This is a genomic window from Embleya sp. NPDC127516, from assembly GCF_044765325.1.
In the GTDB taxonomy this organism is placed as follows: Bacteria; Actinomycetota; Actinomycetes; order Streptomycetales; family Streptomycetaceae; genus Embleya.
In genome coordinates, this window is record NZ_JBIWJT010000012.1 from 20,290 (window position 1) to 39,282 (window position 18,993).

At 70.0% G+C, this 18,993-nt stretch carries 14 protein-coding genes and 1 pseudogene; 6 read left to right on the plus strand and 9 right to left on the minus strand.

Annotated features, from left to right (window positions below; genetic code table 11):
- Positions 1-193 precede the first annotated feature (193 nt).
- The 5 genes from ACIRL2_RS23535 (at position 194) to ACIRL2_RS23555 (ending at position 6,226) form a co-directional block, all read left to right on the plus strand.
- Positions 194-1,573: an FAD-binding oxidoreductase gene (locus ACIRL2_RS23535; RefSeq protein ID WP_402234337.1), complete on the plus strand. Its 1,380-nt coding sequence runs from the start codon at positions 194-196 to the stop codon at positions 1,571-1,573.
- Between the two features lie 172 nt (positions 1,574-1,745).
- Complete coding sequence (locus ACIRL2_RS23540) at positions 1,746-3,089, plus strand: sensor histidine kinase (RefSeq protein WP_402234339.1); 1,344 nt, start codon at positions 1,746-1,748, stop codon at positions 3,087-3,089.
- 206 nt (positions 3,090-3,295) lie between these two features.
- Complete coding sequence (locus ACIRL2_RS23545) at positions 3,296-3,946, plus strand: response regulator (RefSeq protein ID WP_395866571.1); 651 nt, start codon at positions 3,296-3,298, stop codon at positions 3,944-3,946.
- Positions 3,947-4,122: 176 nt separating this feature from the next.
- Positions 4,123-4,302 carry a hypothetical protein gene (locus ACIRL2_RS23550; protein WP_402234340.1) on the plus strand — a complete coding sequence of 60 codons (180 nt, stop codon included), beginning with the start codon at positions 4,123-4,125 and terminating at the stop codon, positions 4,300-4,302.
- Complete coding sequence (locus ACIRL2_RS23555; protein ID WP_402234342.1) at positions 4,253-6,226, plus strand: serine/threonine protein kinase; 1,974 nt, start codon at positions 4,253-4,255, stop codon at positions 6,224-6,226. Before ACIRL2_RS23550 ends, ACIRL2_RS23555 begins: the two co-directional genes overlap by 50 nt.
- Before the next feature lie 25 nt (positions 6,227-6,251).
- Here ACIRL2_RS23555 and ACIRL2_RS23560 read toward each other — a convergent pair whose 3' ends face one another.
- The 5 genes from ACIRL2_RS23560 to ACIRL2_RS23580 form a co-directional block, all read right to left on the minus strand.
- Entirely contained in the window at positions 6,252-7,028 is a 777-nt protein-coding gene (locus tag ACIRL2_RS23560) for an ABC transporter ATP-binding protein (protein ID WP_395866574.1), read from the minus strand.
- A complete protein-coding gene (locus tag ACIRL2_RS23565; protein ID WP_402234344.1) occupies positions 7,025-7,987 on the minus strand; it encodes a FecCD family ABC transporter permease in 963 nt (320 codons plus the stop codon). Before ACIRL2_RS23565 ends, ACIRL2_RS23560 begins: the two co-directional genes overlap by 4 nt.
- Positions 7,988-8,204: 217 nt before the next feature.
- A complete protein-coding gene (locus ACIRL2_RS23570; protein ID WP_402234609.1) occupies positions 8,205-9,167 on the minus strand; it encodes a FecCD family ABC transporter permease in 963 nt (320 codons plus the stop codon).
- A gap of 76 nt (positions 9,168-9,243) precedes the next feature.
- Positions 9,244-10,059 (minus strand): siderophore-interacting protein, encoded by an 816-nt coding sequence (locus ACIRL2_RS23575; protein ID WP_395866580.1) that lies wholly within the window; start codon positions 10,057-10,059, stop codon positions 9,244-9,246.
- Positions 10,060-10,154: 95 nt separating this feature from the next.
- Entirely contained in the window at positions 10,155-11,162 is a 1,008-nt protein-coding gene (locus tag ACIRL2_RS23580) for an ABC transporter substrate-binding protein (protein WP_395866582.1), read from the minus strand.
- Between the two features lie 105 nt (positions 11,163-11,267).
- Between ACIRL2_RS23580 and ACIRL2_RS23585 the strand changes: the two genes are divergently transcribed.
- The gene (locus ACIRL2_RS23585) at positions 11,268-12,080 is read left to right on the plus strand and encodes a helix-turn-helix domain-containing protein (protein ID WP_402234346.1); all 813 of its coding nucleotides are present in this window, start codon (positions 11,268-11,270) and stop codon (positions 12,078-12,080) included.
- A 303-nt stretch (positions 12,081-12,383) separates the two neighbouring features.
- On the opposite strand, the gene ACIRL2_RS23590 is transcribed toward ACIRL2_RS23585, so the two are convergent.
- The 4 genes and pseudogenes from ACIRL2_RS23590 to ACIRL2_RS23605 form a co-directional block, all read right to left on the minus strand.
- Positions 12,384-13,433, minus strand: coding sequence for a porin PorA family protein (locus tag ACIRL2_RS23590; RefSeq protein ID WP_402234347.1), 1,050 nt, complete (start codon positions 13,431-13,433; stop codon positions 12,384-12,386).
- A 612-nt stretch (positions 13,434-14,045) separates the two neighbouring features.
- A complete protein-coding gene (locus tag ACIRL2_RS23595) occupies positions 14,046-14,774 on the minus strand; it encodes a M48 family metallopeptidase (RefSeq protein WP_402234349.1) in 729 nt (242 codons plus the stop codon).
- A 48-nt stretch (positions 14,775-14,822) separates the two neighbouring features.
- Positions 14,823-18,080 (minus strand): type I restriction endonuclease subunit R, encoded by a 3,258-nt coding sequence (locus ACIRL2_RS23600; protein WP_402234351.1) that lies wholly within the window; start codon positions 18,078-18,080, stop codon positions 14,823-14,825.
- A 224-nt stretch (positions 18,081-18,304) separates the two neighbouring features.
- Positions 18,305-18,864 (minus strand): annotated as a pseudogene (locus tag ACIRL2_RS23605) (transposase); the annotation flags it as partial.
- Positions 18,865-18,993: the final 129 nt, after the last annotated feature.

Below are 18,993 nucleotides of genomic sequence, written 5' to 3' on the forward strand. Positions count from 1 at the left end.
GGCGACGGCCCCGGCGCGGTGCGAAATTGCGCCGCCGTGCGCTCGGCGAGAGGCTGGATGGGTAAGCCCTGCGGCGTTCGGCCGGCCTGCAGGCCACAGCGACGCCGGGGTAGTGGCGCACGATTGCTTACCGAGGGTCGGCCAGGGCGAGGCCGGGCGGGTTTGCGGTCCGCGTCCCGTCAGGGAGATGCTCATGGACGGCAACACCCTCGAAGACATGCGCGGCGCGCTGCGCGGCCCGGTCATCGATCCACAGGACCCCGACTACGACCCGGCACGCCGGATCTACAACGCGATGATCGATCGGCGCCCGGCCGCCATCGTGCGGTGCGCGGACGCGGGGGATGTGATGGCCGCGGTCGACTTCGTCCGCGAGCACGACCTCGAACTCGCGGTCCGCGGCGGCGGGCACAGCGGTGGTGGCCTGTGCGTGGTCGACGACGCGGTGACCCTGGATCTGACGCCGATGCGCTGGGTACGTGTGGACCCCGTGGCCCGGACGGCCCGGGTCGGCGGCGGCAGTCTGCTCGCCGACCTCGACCACGCCACGCACGCCTTCGGATTGGGCGTACCCGCCGGAATCATGTCCACGACCGGCGTCGGGGGCCTGACCCTCGGCGGCGGGCACGGCCACCTCACCCGCAAGTACGGCTTGACGATGGACAGTCTGGTGGCCGCGGACGTGGTGCTGGCGGACGGCAGCTTCCTGACCGCGAGCGAGTCCGAGCACCCGGACCTGTTCTGGGCCCTGCGCGGCGGTGGCGGCAACTTCGGCGTCGTCACCTCGTTCCGCTTCCGCCTGCACCCGGTGGACACCGTGGTCGTCGGGGTCACCCTGTGGCCGGTCGAGCGCACAGGCGAAGTGCTGCGCTGGTACCGCGAGTTCCTGCCACAGGCGGCCGATGACCTGAACGGGTTCTTCGCGGCGCTCACGGTCCCGCCGGGTCCTCCGTTCCCGGAGGAGATCCACGGCCGCAAGATGTGCGGCGTCGTGTGGTGCTGGACCGGGGATCCGGAGGCCGCCGAGAAGGCCCTCGCACCGGTCCACGAACCGGGCCCGCCCGCCTTCCACTTCACCGCGCCGATGCCCTACCCCGCGTTGCAGAGCATGTTCGACGAACTGATGCCCGCCGGTCTGCAGTGGTACTGGCGCGGCGACTTCTTCGACGCGATCTCGGACGACGCGATCGACGTACACGCCAAGCACGCGGAGAACCTGCCCACCGCGCTGTCCACGATGCACCTCTACCCGGTCGACGGGGCCGCCCATCGGGTCGACGCCGAGGACACCGCGTGGGGTTACCGGGACGCCCGGTGGTCCGGCGTGATCGCCGGCATCGATCCGGACCCGGCCAACGCCGAGACCGTCCGGCGGTGGTGCGTCGACTACTGGCAGGACCTGCACCCGCACTCGATGGGCGGTGCGTACGTCAACTTCATCGGCGCGGACGAGAGCCGTGACCGGGTGGAGGCGACGTATCGCGACCACTACGAGCGGCTGGGCGGGATCAAGCACAGGTACGACCCGCACAACCTGTTCCACGCCAACCAGAACATCAAGCCGGCGGGCTGAGGCGACGAGCCGACCGGCCGAGGTATCGCGCCGACTCGTCGAGCCACACCGTTCGGAGGCCGGTCCCGCGCCTCGTGCGTCGGCGTGGCCGGTCGCGTGTGGGGGTGTGCCCTACCCTCGGCGTCGGGAATACCGGGTGGGCGCGGTCGTCCGGGGTGGGCAGGATGGGCTCATGATCGAGTCGACCGCATCCTTCGAGCCGACGGCCACTCCGGCGGTGGCCGGCCCGGTGACGCCCGCTCCGACCGCGGCCGGCCGCGGTGCCGGGCGGTTCGGCCGGCAACTGGGCTTTGTACTCTCCGGGTTGCCGATCGGACTGGCGGCGTTCGTCGTCCTACTGGCCGGATTCGCGGCGGGAGCGGTGACCTTCGTGGTCCTGCTCGGCGTACCGATCCTGGTCGCGACGCTCGCGGCGGCACGGCACTTCGCCGAGATCGAGCGCCGGCGGGTGGCGGCGGTCACCGGACGGGTGTTGCCGCCGCACGCATACCGGGAACCGGCGGGCGAGGGGTTCAAGGCCGGACTGCGCGCGCTGCGCGACCCGCAGTCCTGGCGGGACCTGGCACACGCACTGGTGTCGTTCCCGCTGCGCGTGGTGAGTTTCTGTCTCGCGGTGACCTGGACGGTGGGCGGCCTCGGCGAACTGCTCTACGTCGTGTGGTCGTGGTCGATTCCGCGCGACCCGGACACCACGGGACTCCTGGACCTGATGTTCGGCATCTCCTCGCGGGCGGCCGACATCGCCTTCAACACCGGGATCGGCGTGTTGTTGCTCGCCTCGGCGGTGCCGCTGGTGCGCGCGCTCGTGGCGGTCCAGGCCGGGCTCGCGCGCGGGCTGTTGACCGACGAGACGGCCGCCTTGCAGGTTCGGACCGAACAACTCGCGCTCGGACGCCGCAGCGCGGTCGCGGCCGAGGCACAGACGCTGCGCCGGCTGGAACGGGACCTGCACGACGGCCCGCAGCAGCGCCTGGTGCGGCTCACCATGGACCTGGAGACGGTGGCGCGTCGGCTGGACGACGATCCGGATCGGGCCAGGCCGTTGGTGGCCGAGATGATCTCGCAGAGCCACGAGGCGTTGTCCGAACTGCGTGCCCTCTCCCGCGGGATCGCGCCGCCGATCCTGGCCGACCGGGGCCTGGCCCCGGCGCTGACCGCGGCGGCGGCGCGTTGTCCGGTGCCGGTCGAGCTGACCACCGAGTTGCCCCGGGGACGACGGTTCGCCGCGGCGGTGGAGAACACCGCGTACTTCGTGGTCACCGAGGCCCTGACCAACGTCGCCAAGCACGCCCGGGCCGACCACTGCGAGGTGACGGTGACGGTGGACGAACGAGCCCTGTTCATCAGCGTCCGCGACGACGGGTGTGGCGGGGCACACCCCGGCAAGGGGCACGGCCTGGCCGGCCTGATCGACCGGCTGGCCGCGGTCGAGGGCCGACTGGACGTACACAGCCCGCCGGGCGGACCGACCACGCTCACCGCCGAGGTCCCCCTGAGCGGAGTCGGGGAACACTGACCGGGGAGCCTCGACACGAGTGGTCGCGACCGGGGATCGGGCGGTCGGGCCGGTTGATCCTCGGCACGGCCGGGGCCTTGTCGAGTGGAGTCCGGGAACGTTGATCAGGGAGCATCGGCGCGAGTGGTCGCGACCGATGATCGGGCGGTCGGGCGGGTCGACCCCGGCACAACCGGGGTCTTGGCGAGTGGAGCGGGGGAGTATTGATGCGGGTGGTGTTGGCCGAGGACTCGATGTTGTTGCGGGAGGGCCTGGTCCGGCTGCTCGAGGAGATCGGCGCCGAGGTGGTCGCGGCGGTCGGCGACGGTCCCGCGCTGGTCGAGGCGGTCACCGCGCATCGCCCGGATGTCGCCGTGGTCGACGTGCGGATGCCGCCGACCTTCACCGACGAGGGCCTGCGCGCGGCCCTGCGGATCCGCCGCGAAGTACCCGGCACCGCCATCCTGGTCCTGTCCCAGTACGTCGAGGAGTCCTACGCCGAGGACCTGCTCGCCGACGGCGGCGGTGTCGGCTATCTGCTCAAGGACCGCGTCTCCCGCCTCGACGATCTCTCCGACGCCCTGACCCGCGTCGCGGCCGGCGGCACCGTCCTCGACTCCGAGGTCGTCTCCGCCCTCTTCACCCGCCGCCACCGCCGCGACCCGCTGGCCGCCCTCACCCCCCGCGAACGCGAAGTCCTCGCCCTCATGGCCGAAGGCCATCGCAACAGCGCCATCGGGCAAACCCTGTCCCTCACCCCCGGCACCGTCGAGAAACACATCACCGCCATCTTCGACAAGCTCGGCCTCCCCCCATCCCCCACCAACCACCGCCGAGTCCTGGCAGTCCTGACCTGGCTCCGTACGACGAACACCTGAGCCACGCAAGCGGGTACGACGGACCGAGTGAGGGGATCCCGGCGGACCGTGGGGGTGCGGTGCGATGAAATGATCGCCTGCCGGGGGTGCTTCGGTTTCCTTGGAGCCCTGGATCCCCTGGCAGACTGCGCGCGTCGCCGACGGGCGGGAACGCTGGAGCCTATGGGGGAACGGGCATGTGGGGTTCGGGCACGGTGCTGGGCGGCCGGTACGCACTCGCCGAGTTGCTGGGCGGCGGGGCCATGGGCGAGGTGTGGCGGGCCGAGGACCGCGTGCTCGAACGGTCGGTCGCGGTGAAGATCCTGCTTGCCCTCGCTGTTGGCCGATGCCAAGTTCGCCGAGCGGTTTCGGCGTGAGGCGAAGGTTCTGGCCGCGCTCGACCACCCCGGCATCGTCGATGTGCACGACTATGGGGAGAGCGGGTCGGATCCGCGCGTCGCGTACATCGTCATGGAACTCGTCGGTGGTCGCCCGCTGGACGTGGTCCTGGCCGACAGCGATGCCGAGGAGATGCCCGTCGATCGGGTGCTCGGCATCGCCGCCCAGGCATTGGACGCACTGCACGCGGCACATCTGCGCGACATCGTGCACCGGGACGTCAAGCCGTCCAACCTGATGATCGGCGCCGACGACCGGGTGACCGTCACCGATTTCGGGATCGCGCAGTCCACGGCCGACACCAGGCTCACCGCGTCGCACTCGGTGCTCGGCACGGCTCGGTACATAGCTCCCGAGCAGGCCCGGGGGAGCGGCGCGGTACCGGCGTCCGACCAGTATGCGATCGGCGTCGTCTGCTACGAACTCATCGCCAGGAAAGCGCTGTTCACCGGGGACGCGGTGTTCGAGGTGGTGCTCAAGCACATCAGGGACCCGGCGCCGGAGTTGTCGGAGGAGTTCCCCGAGGCGGTCCGCGCTTTCGTCGCGAAGGCGTTGGCCAAGGATCCGCAGGATCGATACGCCGACGCGGCGGCGATGGCGGTGGCGGCTCGCGCGGCGATGACGGGTGGGTCGGCGGCCGCGGTGGTGGCCGCCGGTGCCGCGGCGGTCAGTGGGGCGGCTGGGAGCGGGGCGCTCGGGAGCGGAGCACTCGGGAGCGGAGCGGTCGGCGGTGGAAGTGCCGGTGCCGGTGCCGCGAGCAAGGCTCTCGAGGTCGACCCGACTCGGAGTGACGAGGCGACCGACGAGGCGACCGACGAGGGGGACGCGGAGAGCAGTTCGGCGGAGCAGGTCACGCCGGTGAAACAGGTCCCGCCCACGGCCGAGCCCTCGACACCCGACGCGGTTCCCGACGCCGTTCCGGAGACCGCTCCCGACGCCGTTCCCGACGCGGTTCCCGATGCCGTCGCCATCGACGCGAATCCTCCGACACCCCCGCCGTCGGCCACCGACACCCCCGACGCGACAGCGACCCCCGCGAACGGCGGGTCCTGGAAGCGGCACGGTATAGCCGCCGCGCTCCTGGTCCTGGGTGTCATAGCCGGCGTCGTCGCCACCGTCCTGTACGTCAAGCCCTTCGGCGGCGGGTCCGACCCGAGCCACGACACCCCGAACGCGAAACCGGTCGTATCCGGAGTCCAGGTCCCGGCCGGAGCGCAGGGCGATCCGGGCGCAACGTCGGTGCCGCCCACAGGCGCCGCCACCGGCATCCCGAGTACGAACACCGCCGGCACCCAGACGCCGGGCACCGCACAGGGCGGGACCGGCGCATCCCAGGGCACCGCCGGCACGGGCGGCGCCGTGCCGCCCCCCGGGCCCGGCAACGGTGGCGCCAACGGCTCCGCGTCCGGTGGCGCCGGATCGCCCGGCGGCGGAGGCAACAGCGGCGGCAACCAACAGAAGCCGCCCGCGTCCACTCCGCCCCCGGCCCAGAGCGTCCCCCAGGGTTGCGGCGGCGACCGCTGGGGCGCCATCACCAGCGTCGCCGACGGCCAACGGATCGGCCTCGTCGCCGACGGCCCGGGCGGCGGCAAGGAGGTGGTCATGGGCGGCCACCCGCAGTACGGCTGGGTGCACACGGTCTCCACCTGGGACACCTTCAGCACCTGCAACCTCGACGGCCCCGCCCTCGGCCAGCCGTACGGCAACGCCGAACGTCCCGAACTCGCCGTCGGCTTCGGCTACTCCACCAACTGGCGCCTCGCCGGGGCCCCCACCGCGGGCGCGGTCTACATCAAGGACTACATGGGCCAGAACTGCCTGACCAACAACGGCGCGGGCAAGGCCCTCTCGGTCGTCGCCTGCACTCCCGGCAACAAATACCAACAGTGGCGAATCCCGTAACGAGCCCGGTCCACCGCGCAATACGTCAAACCGTCGGCACCACCAGAGGCGTCCCCGTCACGGGATCCGGCACGACAAGGCTGGGCAGGCCGAACACGTCCGCCATCAGTGCGGCGTCCACGATGTCGGCGGGCGACCCCTCGGCGCGGACCCGGCCGTCCTTCATCGCCACGATGTGATCCGCGAACCGGCAGGCCTGGTTGATGTCGTGGAGCACCGCGACGATGGTTCGGCCGTCGTCGCGGAGCGCGGCCAGCAGGCGGAGCAACTGGTACTGGTGGGCCAGGTCGAGGAAGGTCGTCGGTTCGTCCAGGAGCACGTAGGGCGTCTGTTGCGCGAGCACCATCGCGACCCAGACCCGTTGGCGCTGTCCGCCGGAGAGCCGTGCGACCTGCCGGTCCGCGAGGTCGCCCACGCCGGCGGCGGCCATCGCCTCCTCGACCGCCCGCGTGTCGGCCGCGGTGCGCACCGAGAGCAGCGAGCGGTGCGGGAAGCGTCCGCGGTCCACCAGTTGGCGGACCATGATGTTCTCCGGGGCGGCCAAATCCTGTGGCAGAAAAGCGATTTCCTGCGCGATGTCCCTGGGGCGGTAGCCGTGGACGTCGCGTCCGTCGAGCAGGACCGTTCCGGCGGACGGCCGCAACAGCCGCACGAACGCCCGCAATAGCGTCGACTTCCCCGAGGCGTTGGCGCCGATGATCGCGGTGAAGGCACCGTCGGGTATGTCGAGGCTGAGGTTCGCCGACACCGTGCGGTCGCCGTACGTGAGGGTGATGTCCTGCGCGGTCAGGCGTGCGGTCACGGTCGTTTGACTTCCTTGAGGAGCAACAGCAGGAGATACGCGCCGCCGATCGCCGTGGTCACCACGCCGACCGGTAGCGTCACCGGCGCGAGCAGGCTCTGCGCGATCAGGTCGGCGCTCAGGAGCAGTACGGAGCCGGTGAGCGCGGCGGGGACGAAGTGGATGCCCGGGGACCGGGTGGCCGCACGGCCCAGGTGCGGAGCGGCGAGCGCAACGAACGCGATCGGTCCCGTGATCGCGGTGACCGTGGCCGTGCAGCCGGCTCCGGCCACGACCGCCAGCAGACGGTGTTGCCGCAGACGGACGCCCGACGTCACGGCGATCGCGTCACCGAGCGCGGCCTGCTGTGTCGCCCGCGAATTCAGGACGAGCAACACCGCGAGTATCGCGGCGGCGACGAACGCCACGTTCAGGTCGGCCCAGTCCACGCCGTTGAGCGAACCGACGTTCCACATCTCGGCGGCGATCGCCACGTCCAGGTCGGCACGCAGGATGATCCACGAATTGACCGCGGTGAGCATCGCGTTCACGGCGATGCCGATGACGATGAGCCGATGGCCGCCGAATCCGGATCGGGTGGAGAGGGTGAGTACCACCACGGCGGTCAGCAGCCCGCCGACGACGGATCCGAGGGCGGTGGGGGTGGTCGTTCCGCCGATGACGACCATCACGATGAGCGCGCCCGTGTACGAACCGACATCGAGGCCGATCACGTCCGGGCTGCCCAGTTCGTTGCGGGTCAGGTTCTGGAACACCGCGCCGGCGCAACCCAGCAGCGCACCGAACAGGACTGCCGCGACGACGCGCGGCAGGCGCCACTCGCGTACGACGACGGAGAGATCGCCGTGCCCGGCGAGGCCGTCGGCCGCCGCCTGTGGGCTGCTCCAGGTGTCGCCCCGGCACAGGCCCGCCCCCGCGAACAGCAGAAGCAGCAGGAGCAGTACGGCGTTGCCGGCCACGGCACGCGGCTCCAGGCCGAGAGCACGACGGGTCCGGTCAAGGGCATGACAGGCGCGGCCGAAGGCGGTTCGCCGGGACGACGGCTCCGCTCTCGGCGCCGACGGGACGGTGCCGGTGGTCGGCGGGCGGGTCCTCGTCGTCTCGGACACGAGGTGGTCCCCTGTCACCGGGCTGCCCCCGTCACCGGACCGGCCCCCGTCACAACGTGATCCATCGTCACAACGTGGTCCCTTCGTAGCGCCGCACGGCCCAGATGAGCACCGGCGCACCGAAGAAGGCGGTGACGACCGCCACCGGGACCTCGCCGGTGGGCAGCAGCAGTCGACCCGTGATGTCGGAGGCCAGCAGCAGGATCGGCCCCAGCAGCGCGCTGTACGCCAGGAGCCAAGGCACCGAACAGCCCGCCGCGCGCCGCACGATGTGCGGAACCATCAGGCCCAGAAAGGCGATCGGTCCCGCGACGGCGGTCGCGGTGCCGGCCAGCAGCGTGACGACGGCCAGCACCGCGACGCGGGTTCGGTTCACCCGGGCGCCGAGGCCGTGCGCCACGTCCTCCCCCAGGGCCAGCGTGTTCAGCGCTCCGGTCAGCGCCGACGCGCCGACCAGGGCAAGCAGGATCAGCAGCACCGGCAGCAGGAGCGGGGCCTGTTCGCGGCCCGCGAGGGAGCCGACGCTCCAGAACCGGTAGTGGTCGAACGCGTCCGGATCCAGGATGCGCAGCGACATGGACACACCCGTGAGCACGGAGGCCAGCGCGACACCGGCCAACACCAGGCGCAGGGGCGACGTACGGCCGACCGCGTACACCAGGACGCCGGCGATCAGCGCGCCGACGAGGGCGAGGGACACCTGTACGCCCTGGTTTCCGGTCAGCCCGGTCGTGGTGCCCACGGTGACGGCGAACCCGGCGCCCGACGTGATCCCCAGCAGGCCCGGTTCGGCCAATGGGTTGCGGGTCAGCGTCTGGGTCAGCGCGCCGGCCGTCGCGAGCGCCGCACCCACGCAGATCGCCAGGATCGTGCGGGGGACCCGGATCTCTCGGATCGTCAGGTCGGTATCGGCGCCGGAGGGGTCGGTGAGGGCCCGCCAGACGTCGCCGGGTGGGATCGCCCTGGCCCCGAGGGCCAGGCTCAGGCCGCAGACCAGGGCGAGCAGGGCGACCGCCCCGACGAGCAGCAGGACCTGGGGCGCGGCAGGCTTCGAGACCGGAGACTCGGTCTTCGAGACCGGAGACTCGGTCTTCGAGACCGGCGACTCAGTCTTCGAGACCGGCGACACCGCGCCTCCAGTAACCGGTGAACAGGGCGTCGAGGCGACCTTTGGCCCACGCGCGGAGCGGCTTGATGTCGTCGGCCTCGCCGGCGGCGAACAGGAAGGTCCGTCCGGCGGGAAGCGGCAAGGCGCGTACGGTCTCGGCGAGCCGGGACGCACCGCCCCCCTGCGCCAGCCACGTCACCCGTACGCCGTCGCGCGCGGCGAGCGGATAGCGGTGCTCGTCGGCGTGCGCCGTTTCGACGACCAGGTGCGCCGAGACGTCCCGCGGCGACTCCTCCAGCCAGCGCGCCGCCGCCGGCAGCGCGGTCGTGTCGACCGCGAAGACGTAGTGGTCGTAGTTGTGCGGGAACGACTTCGCCCCGGGTGGCCCGGCGATCACGACATCCGCGCCCGGTGCGGCGGCGACCGCCCAGTCCGAGGCCACGCCACCCGGGTGGATGACCAGGTCGATGTCGAGTTCGCGCGCCTGGGCGTCGTAGCGTCGCGCGGTGTAGCGGCGGCTGGTCGGCGACGGGCGCGGCCAGGTCAGCGACTGTTCGTCGTCGGGGACGGGCAGCCGCATCGTGCCGTCGGCGTCCGGGAAGACGATCTTGAAGTGGTCGTCGGCCTGGTAGGTGTGGAAGCCGTCCAGGCCCGGGCCGCCGACCGTCAGGCGCAGCACCGACGTGGTCACGTAGTGCTTGCGCAGCAGCGTGACGGTGCGGATGGCGATCGGGTAGCCGATCTTGGCGATGCCTTCGCCGTTCGCGTGGTGGGCGGCGACGCGCGGGGCGGGGTTGTCTCGTTCGATGCGCACGGGGTTCCGATCACTGGGCCGGGAGGGACGCGGGGGTTCCGATCACCGGGCCGAGGGGGTTTTCGATCACCGGTCCACGAGGGGCGAGGGTTCCGTCACCGGGCCAGGAGCGGGGCGAGCGCCTGGTCGACGGCGTCGAGTGTGCGCTGGGCCTGTGCGTACGTCACCGCCGCCGTGTAGCGGATCGGGAAGGCCTTCCCGGCCTTGACCGCGGGCAGGTTCTTCCACAGGGGCGAGTCGAGGACGTACTGCACGCCCGCGCTCGGGGTGCCGTCGTCCTGGACGGTGTAGGTGATCACGTCGGCCTCGCCCAGGCTCGCCGGCAGTTCCTCGATGGACGGCGTCTCCGAGACGTCGGAGGAGCCGCCGCTCTTCTTCTTGACCGTGCCGTAGTAGTCGAGGCCGATGTCCTGCGCGATGTTCGTGCCCCACGAGCCGGCGAATTCGCGCTGGAAGGTGCCCTGGGAGTTCTCGTTGTACGCGCCGAGGTGGCCGACCCTGAGGCCGCCGACGGCAGCCGCGTACTTGGCCTTCAGCTCGTCGGCCCGCTTCCGGTACGTGTTCCGGGTCTCCTCGGTGTGGCCCGCACGGCCCGCGGCGTCGGCCTGGCGTGCCGACAACTCGCGCCACGCGGATGGCAGGCTGGGGCCGATGGCGACCACGGGCGCGATCGATCCCAGCCGCTTGAGGTCCAACTCGCCGAGCACCGGCCTGGGTACGCCGATGATGATGATGTCGGGCTTCGCGGCGGCGATGGCCTCGTAGTTGGTCTCCTTGGCGGTCGCGCCGCCGATCTTGTGCAGCTTGTCGTACGTCGTGCGCTCGGGCCCGGTCATCAGGCCCAGACCGCGCGGCCAGGTGGATATGCCGACCAGGGGAGCGTTCGCCTCGATCAGCACCGGCACCGCGTAACCGGTCGCGACGACGCGCTTGGGGCTCACGGGGACGGTGATCTGTCCGTTGTCGGCGGCGATCACCCTCGTGGCGCCGCTCTTTCCACCCGTGCCGCTGTCGGAATCGGAGCCGCAGCCCGCCAGGAGGGCGGTCGCGGTCACGGCCGCCAGGCCGGCCGAGACGAGGCGGAGTAGCGGACGAACGGACATAAGCATTCCTTCGGGTCGAACAGGTCTTGGCGCCCCAATCGGTCGGCGCGGCGAACTTAGGCTAGCCTCACCTGAGTCTTGATGGTTGTCCGGAAAGGTCACCCGATGTCGATCAGAGGACAGGATGTGGGCGGAGACCCGATCGCCTGCGACGCGTTCGGGTATGGGCTCGGGCAACCCGCGGGCATCCTCGTCCTGCACTACCGCACGGCCGGTCCCCTGGGGTTCGGGGCCGTCCGCAACGACCTCGTGCACCAGCTCTACTGGTCACCGGACGGCATGCTCTCGGCCGTACACGGGGGCCGGTCCTGGTTCACGGCGCCCGGCGAGGGCTTCTGGGCCGAACAGGCGGTGAGCCACGAGGTACGCGCCGCCGACCGGCAGACCGTCTACCGGATCTGCCTGCGCGAAGTGCCCGAATCCCTGGCCGGGTTGCGCACCGGCCACGTCGCGATCGGCCCGGAGGCGGAGCGCCTCGTCCAGGAGATCGCCACTCCCGGCTACGACGAGCGCCGAGCGTTGGAGGCCCGCACCCGCATCCTGCGCGACCTGGCCCCGCTCACCGCGGACATCGCCGACGAGTGCGCGAACGGCAAGGGCTTCGCCCGGGCCGTCGCCCGCGCGATGTCCCACAACCCCGCGGACCCGACGCGCCTCGACGAGTGGGCGGCACGCCTGCACATCAGCCCCAAGACCCTCCAGCGGGACTTCGTACGCGAGTTCGGCATGTCCTTCACCCGACGCCGCACGCTGCTCCGTCTCGGCGTCGCCCGCGCCCTGCTCGTCGCCGAACCGGTCTCCGTGGTGGCCCGCCGGGTCGGCTACTCCAGCGTCTCCGCCTTCGTCCTCGCCTTCGCCAAGGAATACGGCTGCCCACCCGGCCAATACGCCCGCACCCGGTTGGCCACGCTTGCCTGACCGACCCCGTCGTGCTCCGGGCGGACGCGGCCGTACGGTGATGCCGGCCACGCGCGGCTGCGCGATTGTGGCGAGGCACCTCGCCGGAGGGGAGCCGGCTCCGCCGTCGAGCGAGACCGCGACCCGATCGGTGAGGCTCCGCCGGTCGCCGGTCGCCGGTCGCCGGTCGCCGGTCGCCGGTCGCCGGTCGCCGGTCGCCGGTCGCCGGTCGGCGGTCGCCGGTCGGCGGTCGGCGGTCGCCGGTCGTCGGCCTGCCGGACGACACACGATCGGCGCGGTGCCGGCATACCGTCCGGGCGCGGGTCAGGCGTCCGGATCGGGTGTGGGGGTGCCGCGGGGGCGACGACGTCGGATGAGCAGAGCCGCGGCCACCAGTAGTGCTCCGACCACGCCCACCACGATGGGCAGGATGGTACCGACGAGCATGATGGCGTCGTGGCCGTCATCGGCGTCGTCCGCGGCGTCCTTCACGGACTCGGGGGTTTGCTGGTAGAAGACGTCGGAGACCGGCAGCAGCGGGAGGAAGGCGCCGTTGCTCGGGGCGATGACGCCGGCCACGCGCTGCTGGGACCGCCGCGTATCGATCACACTGCCGGTCTCGGGTTCGATCCAGAACGTGTCGGCGCTCGCCAGCGTGTAGGAGAGCGGCACCGGGTCGCTCAACGTCGGTAGCAGTGCGGCGAGTTGCTCCTTGGCCGCGGCAGAGAGAGTACCGAGTTGGGCGACCAGCGCCAGGGTCGTCCGCGGGACGGCCGGCGGCAGACCGGCGAGCGCCTGGGGGTCGGTGATCCGGGTGGGCGGCAGGTTCGCTTCGTACACGTATGTACTGAGGCTTGACCTGTTCTCCGTACGCGCGTACGTCAGCGGCGTCGTGGTCCCGGTCTCCGGCCGCCAGCCGGTGTACGTCTTCTTCTTCGCGCCGAGCGGCCAACTGACCGTCAGGCCCTGGGCGTCGACCACCGTCCAGCCGGCGGGATGGCTGCCGGACGGCTCGAGCGTCTTGCGGTTGACGGCGTACTTCCAGTCCGTCTTCTCGACCGGGTTGCCCGCGGCGGTCGTCGTCCGGCTGTCGCTGACCAGGGCCGTGTTGCCCGAGGTCTCCTCGACCTTCACGGTCCGTTCGACGGCGAGGGGGACGTTCCGCTTGACGGCCGTCGCAAGGCTGCCCTTCGCCACCTCCTGGGCGTCGAGCAGGGTCCTGAAGGTACCGGTATAGGAGCGCTTGGCATCGGTGTCGTCGGGCAGCCGGACCACATAGTTCGGCGTGATGACGTACGCGAGCACGAAGGCGCAGGCGATCAGGACCAGACCCACCACGACGCCGACGCTGCGGAGCACCATGTTCGTCCGCATGATCCGCTCTCCCACTGAACTAGACCCGAGATCACGCTCCGTCTGAGCCAAGTGTTCCCGAGACACCCCGCCACCGCGCCCGCCGACGACCATCCGTGTGACGACACCCCATCCCAGACAGGGTTCGAGCAATCCGGCCCTGCCGCGGCACGTCACACGCCGCCGCGCCCCGGATCCACGGTCGACACCCGCAGGCCACCATCACCTCCCGGCCGACACCTGGACATGGGTCGGGTCTCGGGCCCACCAGGACTGACGGACGACGACGAACGCCCCGACCGCATGGCGATCGGGGCGTTCGTTTGCCTGTTCAGGCTGGCGGAGGATACGAGATTCGAACTCGTGAGGGTGTGAACCCAACACGCTTTCCAAGGGGTCGTCTGCTGGTTCGGTGACGCTCGCCAATGTCCTGACGTGCGGTGGAGTACGCGGCTGTCAGGCTCGCGAATGCAGCTGTACGCCGGTGAATGCAACCAGAACTGCAACCAGGGTGGTGGCTCTTGATTGCAAGCTGATCAGGCTGACAACCTCTCCTCTGCCCTTGGGGTTCTCGGGGCCGCGCCCTGCGCGACTCAGTGATGCTGCGGGCGGTCTGCTTGAGGAGTGGCGCCCTCAGGTGGCGATCCTCATTGTCGGAAGCCAGAGATCGGGCCCGAGTCGTCTCAGACGGTCGCGACGGGCGTCGCAGTCGGGCACGGCCCGCCGAATCGTTCGCCAGAATCGTTCGCTGTGATCGGGTACATGTACGTGGGCGAGCTCGTGCACGAGCACATAGTCGATCAGATCGGGCGGTAGCTGCATGGTCGCCCAATGGATGTTGAGGCGGCCATGAGAGCAGGACCCCCAGCGGTAGCCCAGGGGACGGACCCGGAGCTCACCGGAAGCCACATCCAACTGCGCGGCCCACGGCCGGAGCCGACCGGGCAACCACTTCGCACCACGCCGGGTGTACCAGGCGATCAGGGCCGTGGACGCATCGTGGAGTACGTCCTGTCGGATCTCCAGCCGGCCTCGCAGCAGCCGCACGTCGGCCGGACCTGACTCGACGACCAGCAGCCGGTGGCTGCGTCCCAGATAGGGGAAGCCCTCTCCGGAGACGTACTCACGTGGGGGTCTGCCCTTGCTCAGTGACGCGCGTTCGGCGAGCTTGCCGTAAAGCCAGCGTCGCCGGCTTTTGATCAGCTTGATCAGTTCGGCTTGCCCGGTCCCCGGGGGGACGGTGACGCTGACGGTCGAGTCACGCTCGACGGTCAGCCTGACCTGCCGCCGCCGCTCGCTGACCCGCACCCGTACGTCGAGGTCGTCGACTCGTAGGACCTCGACGGCCGCTGAACCGTTCATCGCCACAGCATTGCACTCGTTGCCGACATTCCCCGCCAAGTCAGGTGGTCAGGGGCGTGGGATCTCCGTACGACGATGTCCGATCACCTCCGCCAGCTGGTTGGCCAGCGAGTCGACCTTGTCGAGCGCCGCCGCATCCTTGGTAATCAGCCACTGGACAATCTGGCGCCGGAAGTCCTCCTGATCGACCAGGCTCCGCCAGAAATCGCGCCGATGGGTCACCTTCTGGGCGATGGTGTAGACGCCGGTGCTGATGTCGCACAACCACTTGTCGGTCTCCGGGGCGACTACTCCATCCCGCGCCGTTTCCTCCAACAGGACGCCGTACATGGCCCGTTCGACCGGGCTGAGTGGATCATCCTGAGCGGGGCGCTCCGCTCGCAATTCGGCGATCAAGTCGGCCAAGAGTGCGGCCTGCTGTTCCCAGTTTTCGGCGTAGTCGCGCAGAATTTCTTCGAGGCGCTGGCTGAGCAGCTTGTAGTACCGCGGGTCCCTGCCCCGGTTTATCTCGATGTGGTCCCGTACGGCGTGCTCCATCTCCGAGGCGCGGGTTCGCGCACTGGGCAGTGCCGCAACCTTCTCTTCGAAGTCGTCCGCAGTCAGTGACACCGGCGGCAGCTTCTGTTCGATGCCGAGCGACAGCAGGTGATCGTCGAGTAGTTGTCGGACCTTCGCGCCGTACTGGGCAGGGTCGAACTCGCCACCGTCGACTCGGAATCTGCGCTTGGCCCGCAGCGCGATCTCCGCGTATAGGGTGGCGTCCTTGAGGTAGGGGCGCACGGTCGGCTCGGGCAGGATTACATCGATGGTGGTGAGGAACCGCTTGAGCTCGGCCTCGAACCTGTCGAAGCGGGCCCCGTCGGCCAACAGCAGGACACAGTCCTCCAGGGTGGTCCCGGACGGGGTCACGCCCGGATCGGTGAACACCGCGCGGAGGCGGCGGCGCATCGCATCCAGTCTGGCGGCTTCCTCGCGGAGGTCGACCAGAACGCCGTCGACATCGTCGGCGGCGTAGGCCTTGAGCGCCTCGGTCAGGTGGTTGGCGACCCCGAAGTAGTCGACGACATAACCGCACTTCTTATCCTTGGCCGGCCGGTTGACGCGGGCCACCGCCTGCAGCAGCTCGGCCTGCTTGAGCGAGCGGTCGATGTAAAGCACCTGCTCGATCGGAGCGTCGAAGCCGGTCAGCAGCATCGACTTGACGATCAGGAACGCGACCGGGTGGTCATCCGGTCCGAGCTCCGCCGGAAACGGCTTGGTGAAGTCGTCGATCCTGCGGTCCTGCGGCTTCTGCGCGGTCCACTCGGCGAAGCGCTCTTCGTTTTCATCGGTGCCCGGTGAGATGATGGGCACGAAGTCCATGGCACGGAGCAGATCGAGCTTCCGATGTGCGTTGACCTGCGCGGCCTGACGGGTGGTCAGCTGGTCCGGCGGAGTGTCGAGCAACCGCGCCGAGACCGTCTCGGCCTGGCGGACCAGCTCGTCCCTCGCGGCGAGCAGGGCCGCCCGGTAGCGCAGTGTCGCCTCCCGACTGTTCGCCACCAGCTGGGCCTTGAATCCGCCGGGCAGTACCGTCGTGACGTAGTGCCTGAGCATGTGCCTGGCCTTGGCCGCGATCAGCTCTTCCGATTCGAGCACGTCGCCTTTGGTGGCGTACCGGCGCTGCAGGGCCTCGCGGTTCTCGTCGCTCTGCTCGGCGAACAGGTCCTCGAAGACCTCGTCGAGGTCGCGTCCGTCCTTGACCGCGCCCTTGACGGTGTTGCCCTCGTAGAAGATCCGTACGACCGCGCCGTCGGCCTCGGCGTCGGCCAGCCGGTAGGTGTCGATGACGCTGCCGAAGATCCGGGAGGTCTTCTTCTGCTTGCCCATGATGATCGGGGTTCCGGTGAAGCCGATCCGGGCGCAGTTGGGCAACGCCTCGAGCAGGTTCATATGCAGGGTGGAGCCGTGCGACCGGTGTGCCTCGTCGATCAGGACCACGATCGCGGTGTCGTCGTTGAGCTCCCCGAGCGAGGGGACCTTCTCACTCAGCTCGCCATCGGCGGACCGTGCCGCCACGTCCTGCTGCTTCTGGATCATCACGGCGACGATGCCCGGGCCGTCGGCAGCCAACAGCCGCTTGGCCTGCTTGACCCGCTTGGCCTCCTCAACTTCTTCGCCGGTGAGCCGGAGCGTCTGGGACAACTGCGTTTGTAGCTGGGTTCGGTCGGTGACCAGCACGACCTTGACCGCGGACAGTTCCGGGATTGACCGCATGCGGCGGACGAGGAACGTCATGGTGAGGCTCTTGCCGGATCCCTGGGTGTGCCAGATGATCCCGCCCCGCCGGTCTTGGTCGCCGTCCTCCTCGCGCGTGGCGCCTGTCAGCAGGCGGTCCAGGGTCTTCTCGACCGCGCGGTACTGCTGGTAGCGCGGCGCGGCCTTGATGCGGATGCCGTTGTCCAGCGTCATGAACGTGACGTAGTCGTGAATGATCCGCAACAGCCGCTCAGGGTGCAGCACCACCGCGGTGAGCCGGTTCTGCTCGGTGACCGACCGCTCGTCGCACCCGAGCCCGGCTGCGATGGTCGCGTCGGTCAGCGGGTACGGGTCACGCCATGGCGCGTAATGCTCGGCGTCGGCCGTGAACGTGCCCAGGCGGGCCCGCTCCCCACAGGTCGCCACGGTCAGCTGGACGGTGTGGAAGAGCTTCGGATTTCCGGTGGGGAGCTTGGTCCGACCGTGGCCGGCGTACCGCTTCAGCTGCCTGACGGCCTGGGCGATCGCGTCGCCCTTGCCGGGCTTCTTGCACTCCACCACGACAAGGGGGATGCCGTTTACCAGCAGCACCTCGTCGGGCGCGATGTGCTTCAGCCCGCTCGTGCCCGGCACGTCGACTCGGAACTGGGACACGACCACGAACTCGTTGCGCTGCCAGTGCTTCCAGTCGATGAAGTGGACGCGCTGGTCCCGACCACCGTCCCAGTCCGGCAGACCCGGCACGGTGACGCCCTTGATCAGCAACTCGGACGTCAGTTCGTTGGCCTCCAGCAGACCCCTGGCCGTGATCCGGGTCAGCTCGCCGAGCACCTGGCTGGTTCGCGCTTCGTCCAGCCAAGGTTCCCCGTCCGGACCCAGGTTGATGTCACGCAGCGCCTCCCGTAGCCGCGACTCCATGAGCACCTCGGCGAACGACTCCCGGCCCGATGCCGTCGGATCCTCAGGCTTGAACGCGCCCTCCCCTTGGCCTGGCAGGTGCTCCCAGCCCATCTCCGACAACTGCCGGAGCAGCGGAGCTTCAACCTGTACGTACTCGGGCCCGAACACGAGTGTCCCCCCGCCTCACGTAAGCATGTGATTGCAGAGCCTCAATCATTGCCTGTGGGGACCACAGCACGCCACGCAGAATTGCCAAACCGGTCGGGAAGTTCCAACCCTAGAACCTGGCTCGCCGCGCTGTACCCGCTCCAGCAGCCCGACGACTACCGCCTAAACTCAAGCCGCCTGTCGCCGGTGTGCTTGGAGTCTCGGACACCGAAACACCATTTACAGTATGCCCTGGTGATGGTGGGGTGGGCGGCGGTGATTGCGGAGAGCAGGTGGATGCCGCAGGCGTTGTCGGACACGCTCGCCGCGGTGACCCATACGCGAGCAGGAGGCCGACGGTGTCGACGTCGACGTGGCGTTTCCTACCCACGATTTTCTTGCCAGCGTCGATGCCCTGGCCTGCGGTGGGGACGTTGGCGGAGGTCTTGACGCTCTGCGTGTCCAACACGCACGCGCTCGGTTCCGCGTCGCGGCCCTCCCGTTCGCGGACCAGGCGCCGCAGGACTCCGTTGAGCTTCTCGAGGATGCCGTCCTTCTGCCGGTGGGCGAAGTGGCCGTAAGTGGTCTCCCAGGGTGGGAAGTCGTGAGGGAGGTAGCGCCGGAGGATCCCGGTGCGGTCGACGTAGAAGATGGCTTCCATGATGGGACGCAGGTCGTGTTCGGGCGGGCGCCCGAATTCCAACCCGTTGCCCTGGCGTTCGGCTCGCCGGGCCGACAGAGTTGGTTCAAGCAGTTTCCAACGGGCGTCGGACAGATCACTGGGATGGCGCCGATGTCCGGTCATACCTCGTGGGTAGCGCCCGGCGGCCCGTCCGCCCAAGGCGTGAATGGGAGCGGACGACCTCGTCCACGCCTGCATGATCGTGATTAGTGAGTTCGTCAGCACTGCGGACGCCGCCGCCCGAGGCCAAGG

What these genes read in the sequence shown, in the direction of transcription:
- ACIRL2_RS23540 (WP_402234339.1), top strand. Translation starts at nt 1,746, where the DNA reads ATGATCGAGTCGACCGCATCCTTCGAGCCGACGGCCACTCCGGCGGTG.
- ACIRL2_RS23585 (WP_402234346.1), top strand. Translation starts at nt 11,268, where the DNA reads ATGTCGATCAGAGGACAGGATGTGGGCGGAGACCCGATCGCCTGCGAC.
- ACIRL2_RS23590 (WP_402234347.1), bottom strand. Translation starts at nt 13,433, where the DNA reads ATGCGGACGAACATGGTGCTCCGCAGCGTCGGCGTCGTGGTGGGTCTG.
- ACIRL2_RS23580 (WP_395866582.1), bottom strand. Translation starts at nt 11,162, where the DNA reads ATGTCCGTTCGTCCGCTACTCCGCCTCGTCTCGGCCGGCCTGGCGGCC.
- ACIRL2_RS23545 (WP_395866571.1), top strand. Translation starts at nt 3,296, where the DNA reads ATGCGGGTGGTGTTGGCCGAGGACTCGATGTTGTTGCGGGAGGGCCTG.
- ACIRL2_RS23550 (WP_402234340.1), top strand. Translation starts at nt 4,123, where the DNA reads ATGTGGGGTTCGGGCACGGTGCTGGGCGGCCGGTACGCACTCGCCGAG.
- ACIRL2_RS23595 (WP_402234349.1), bottom strand. Translation starts at nt 14,774, where the DNA reads ATGAACGGTTCAGCGGCCGTCGAGGTCCTACGAGTCGACGACCTCGAC.
- ACIRL2_RS23535 (WP_402234337.1), top strand. Translation starts at nt 194, where the DNA reads ATGGACGGCAACACCCTCGAAGACATGCGCGGCGCGCTGCGCGGCCCG.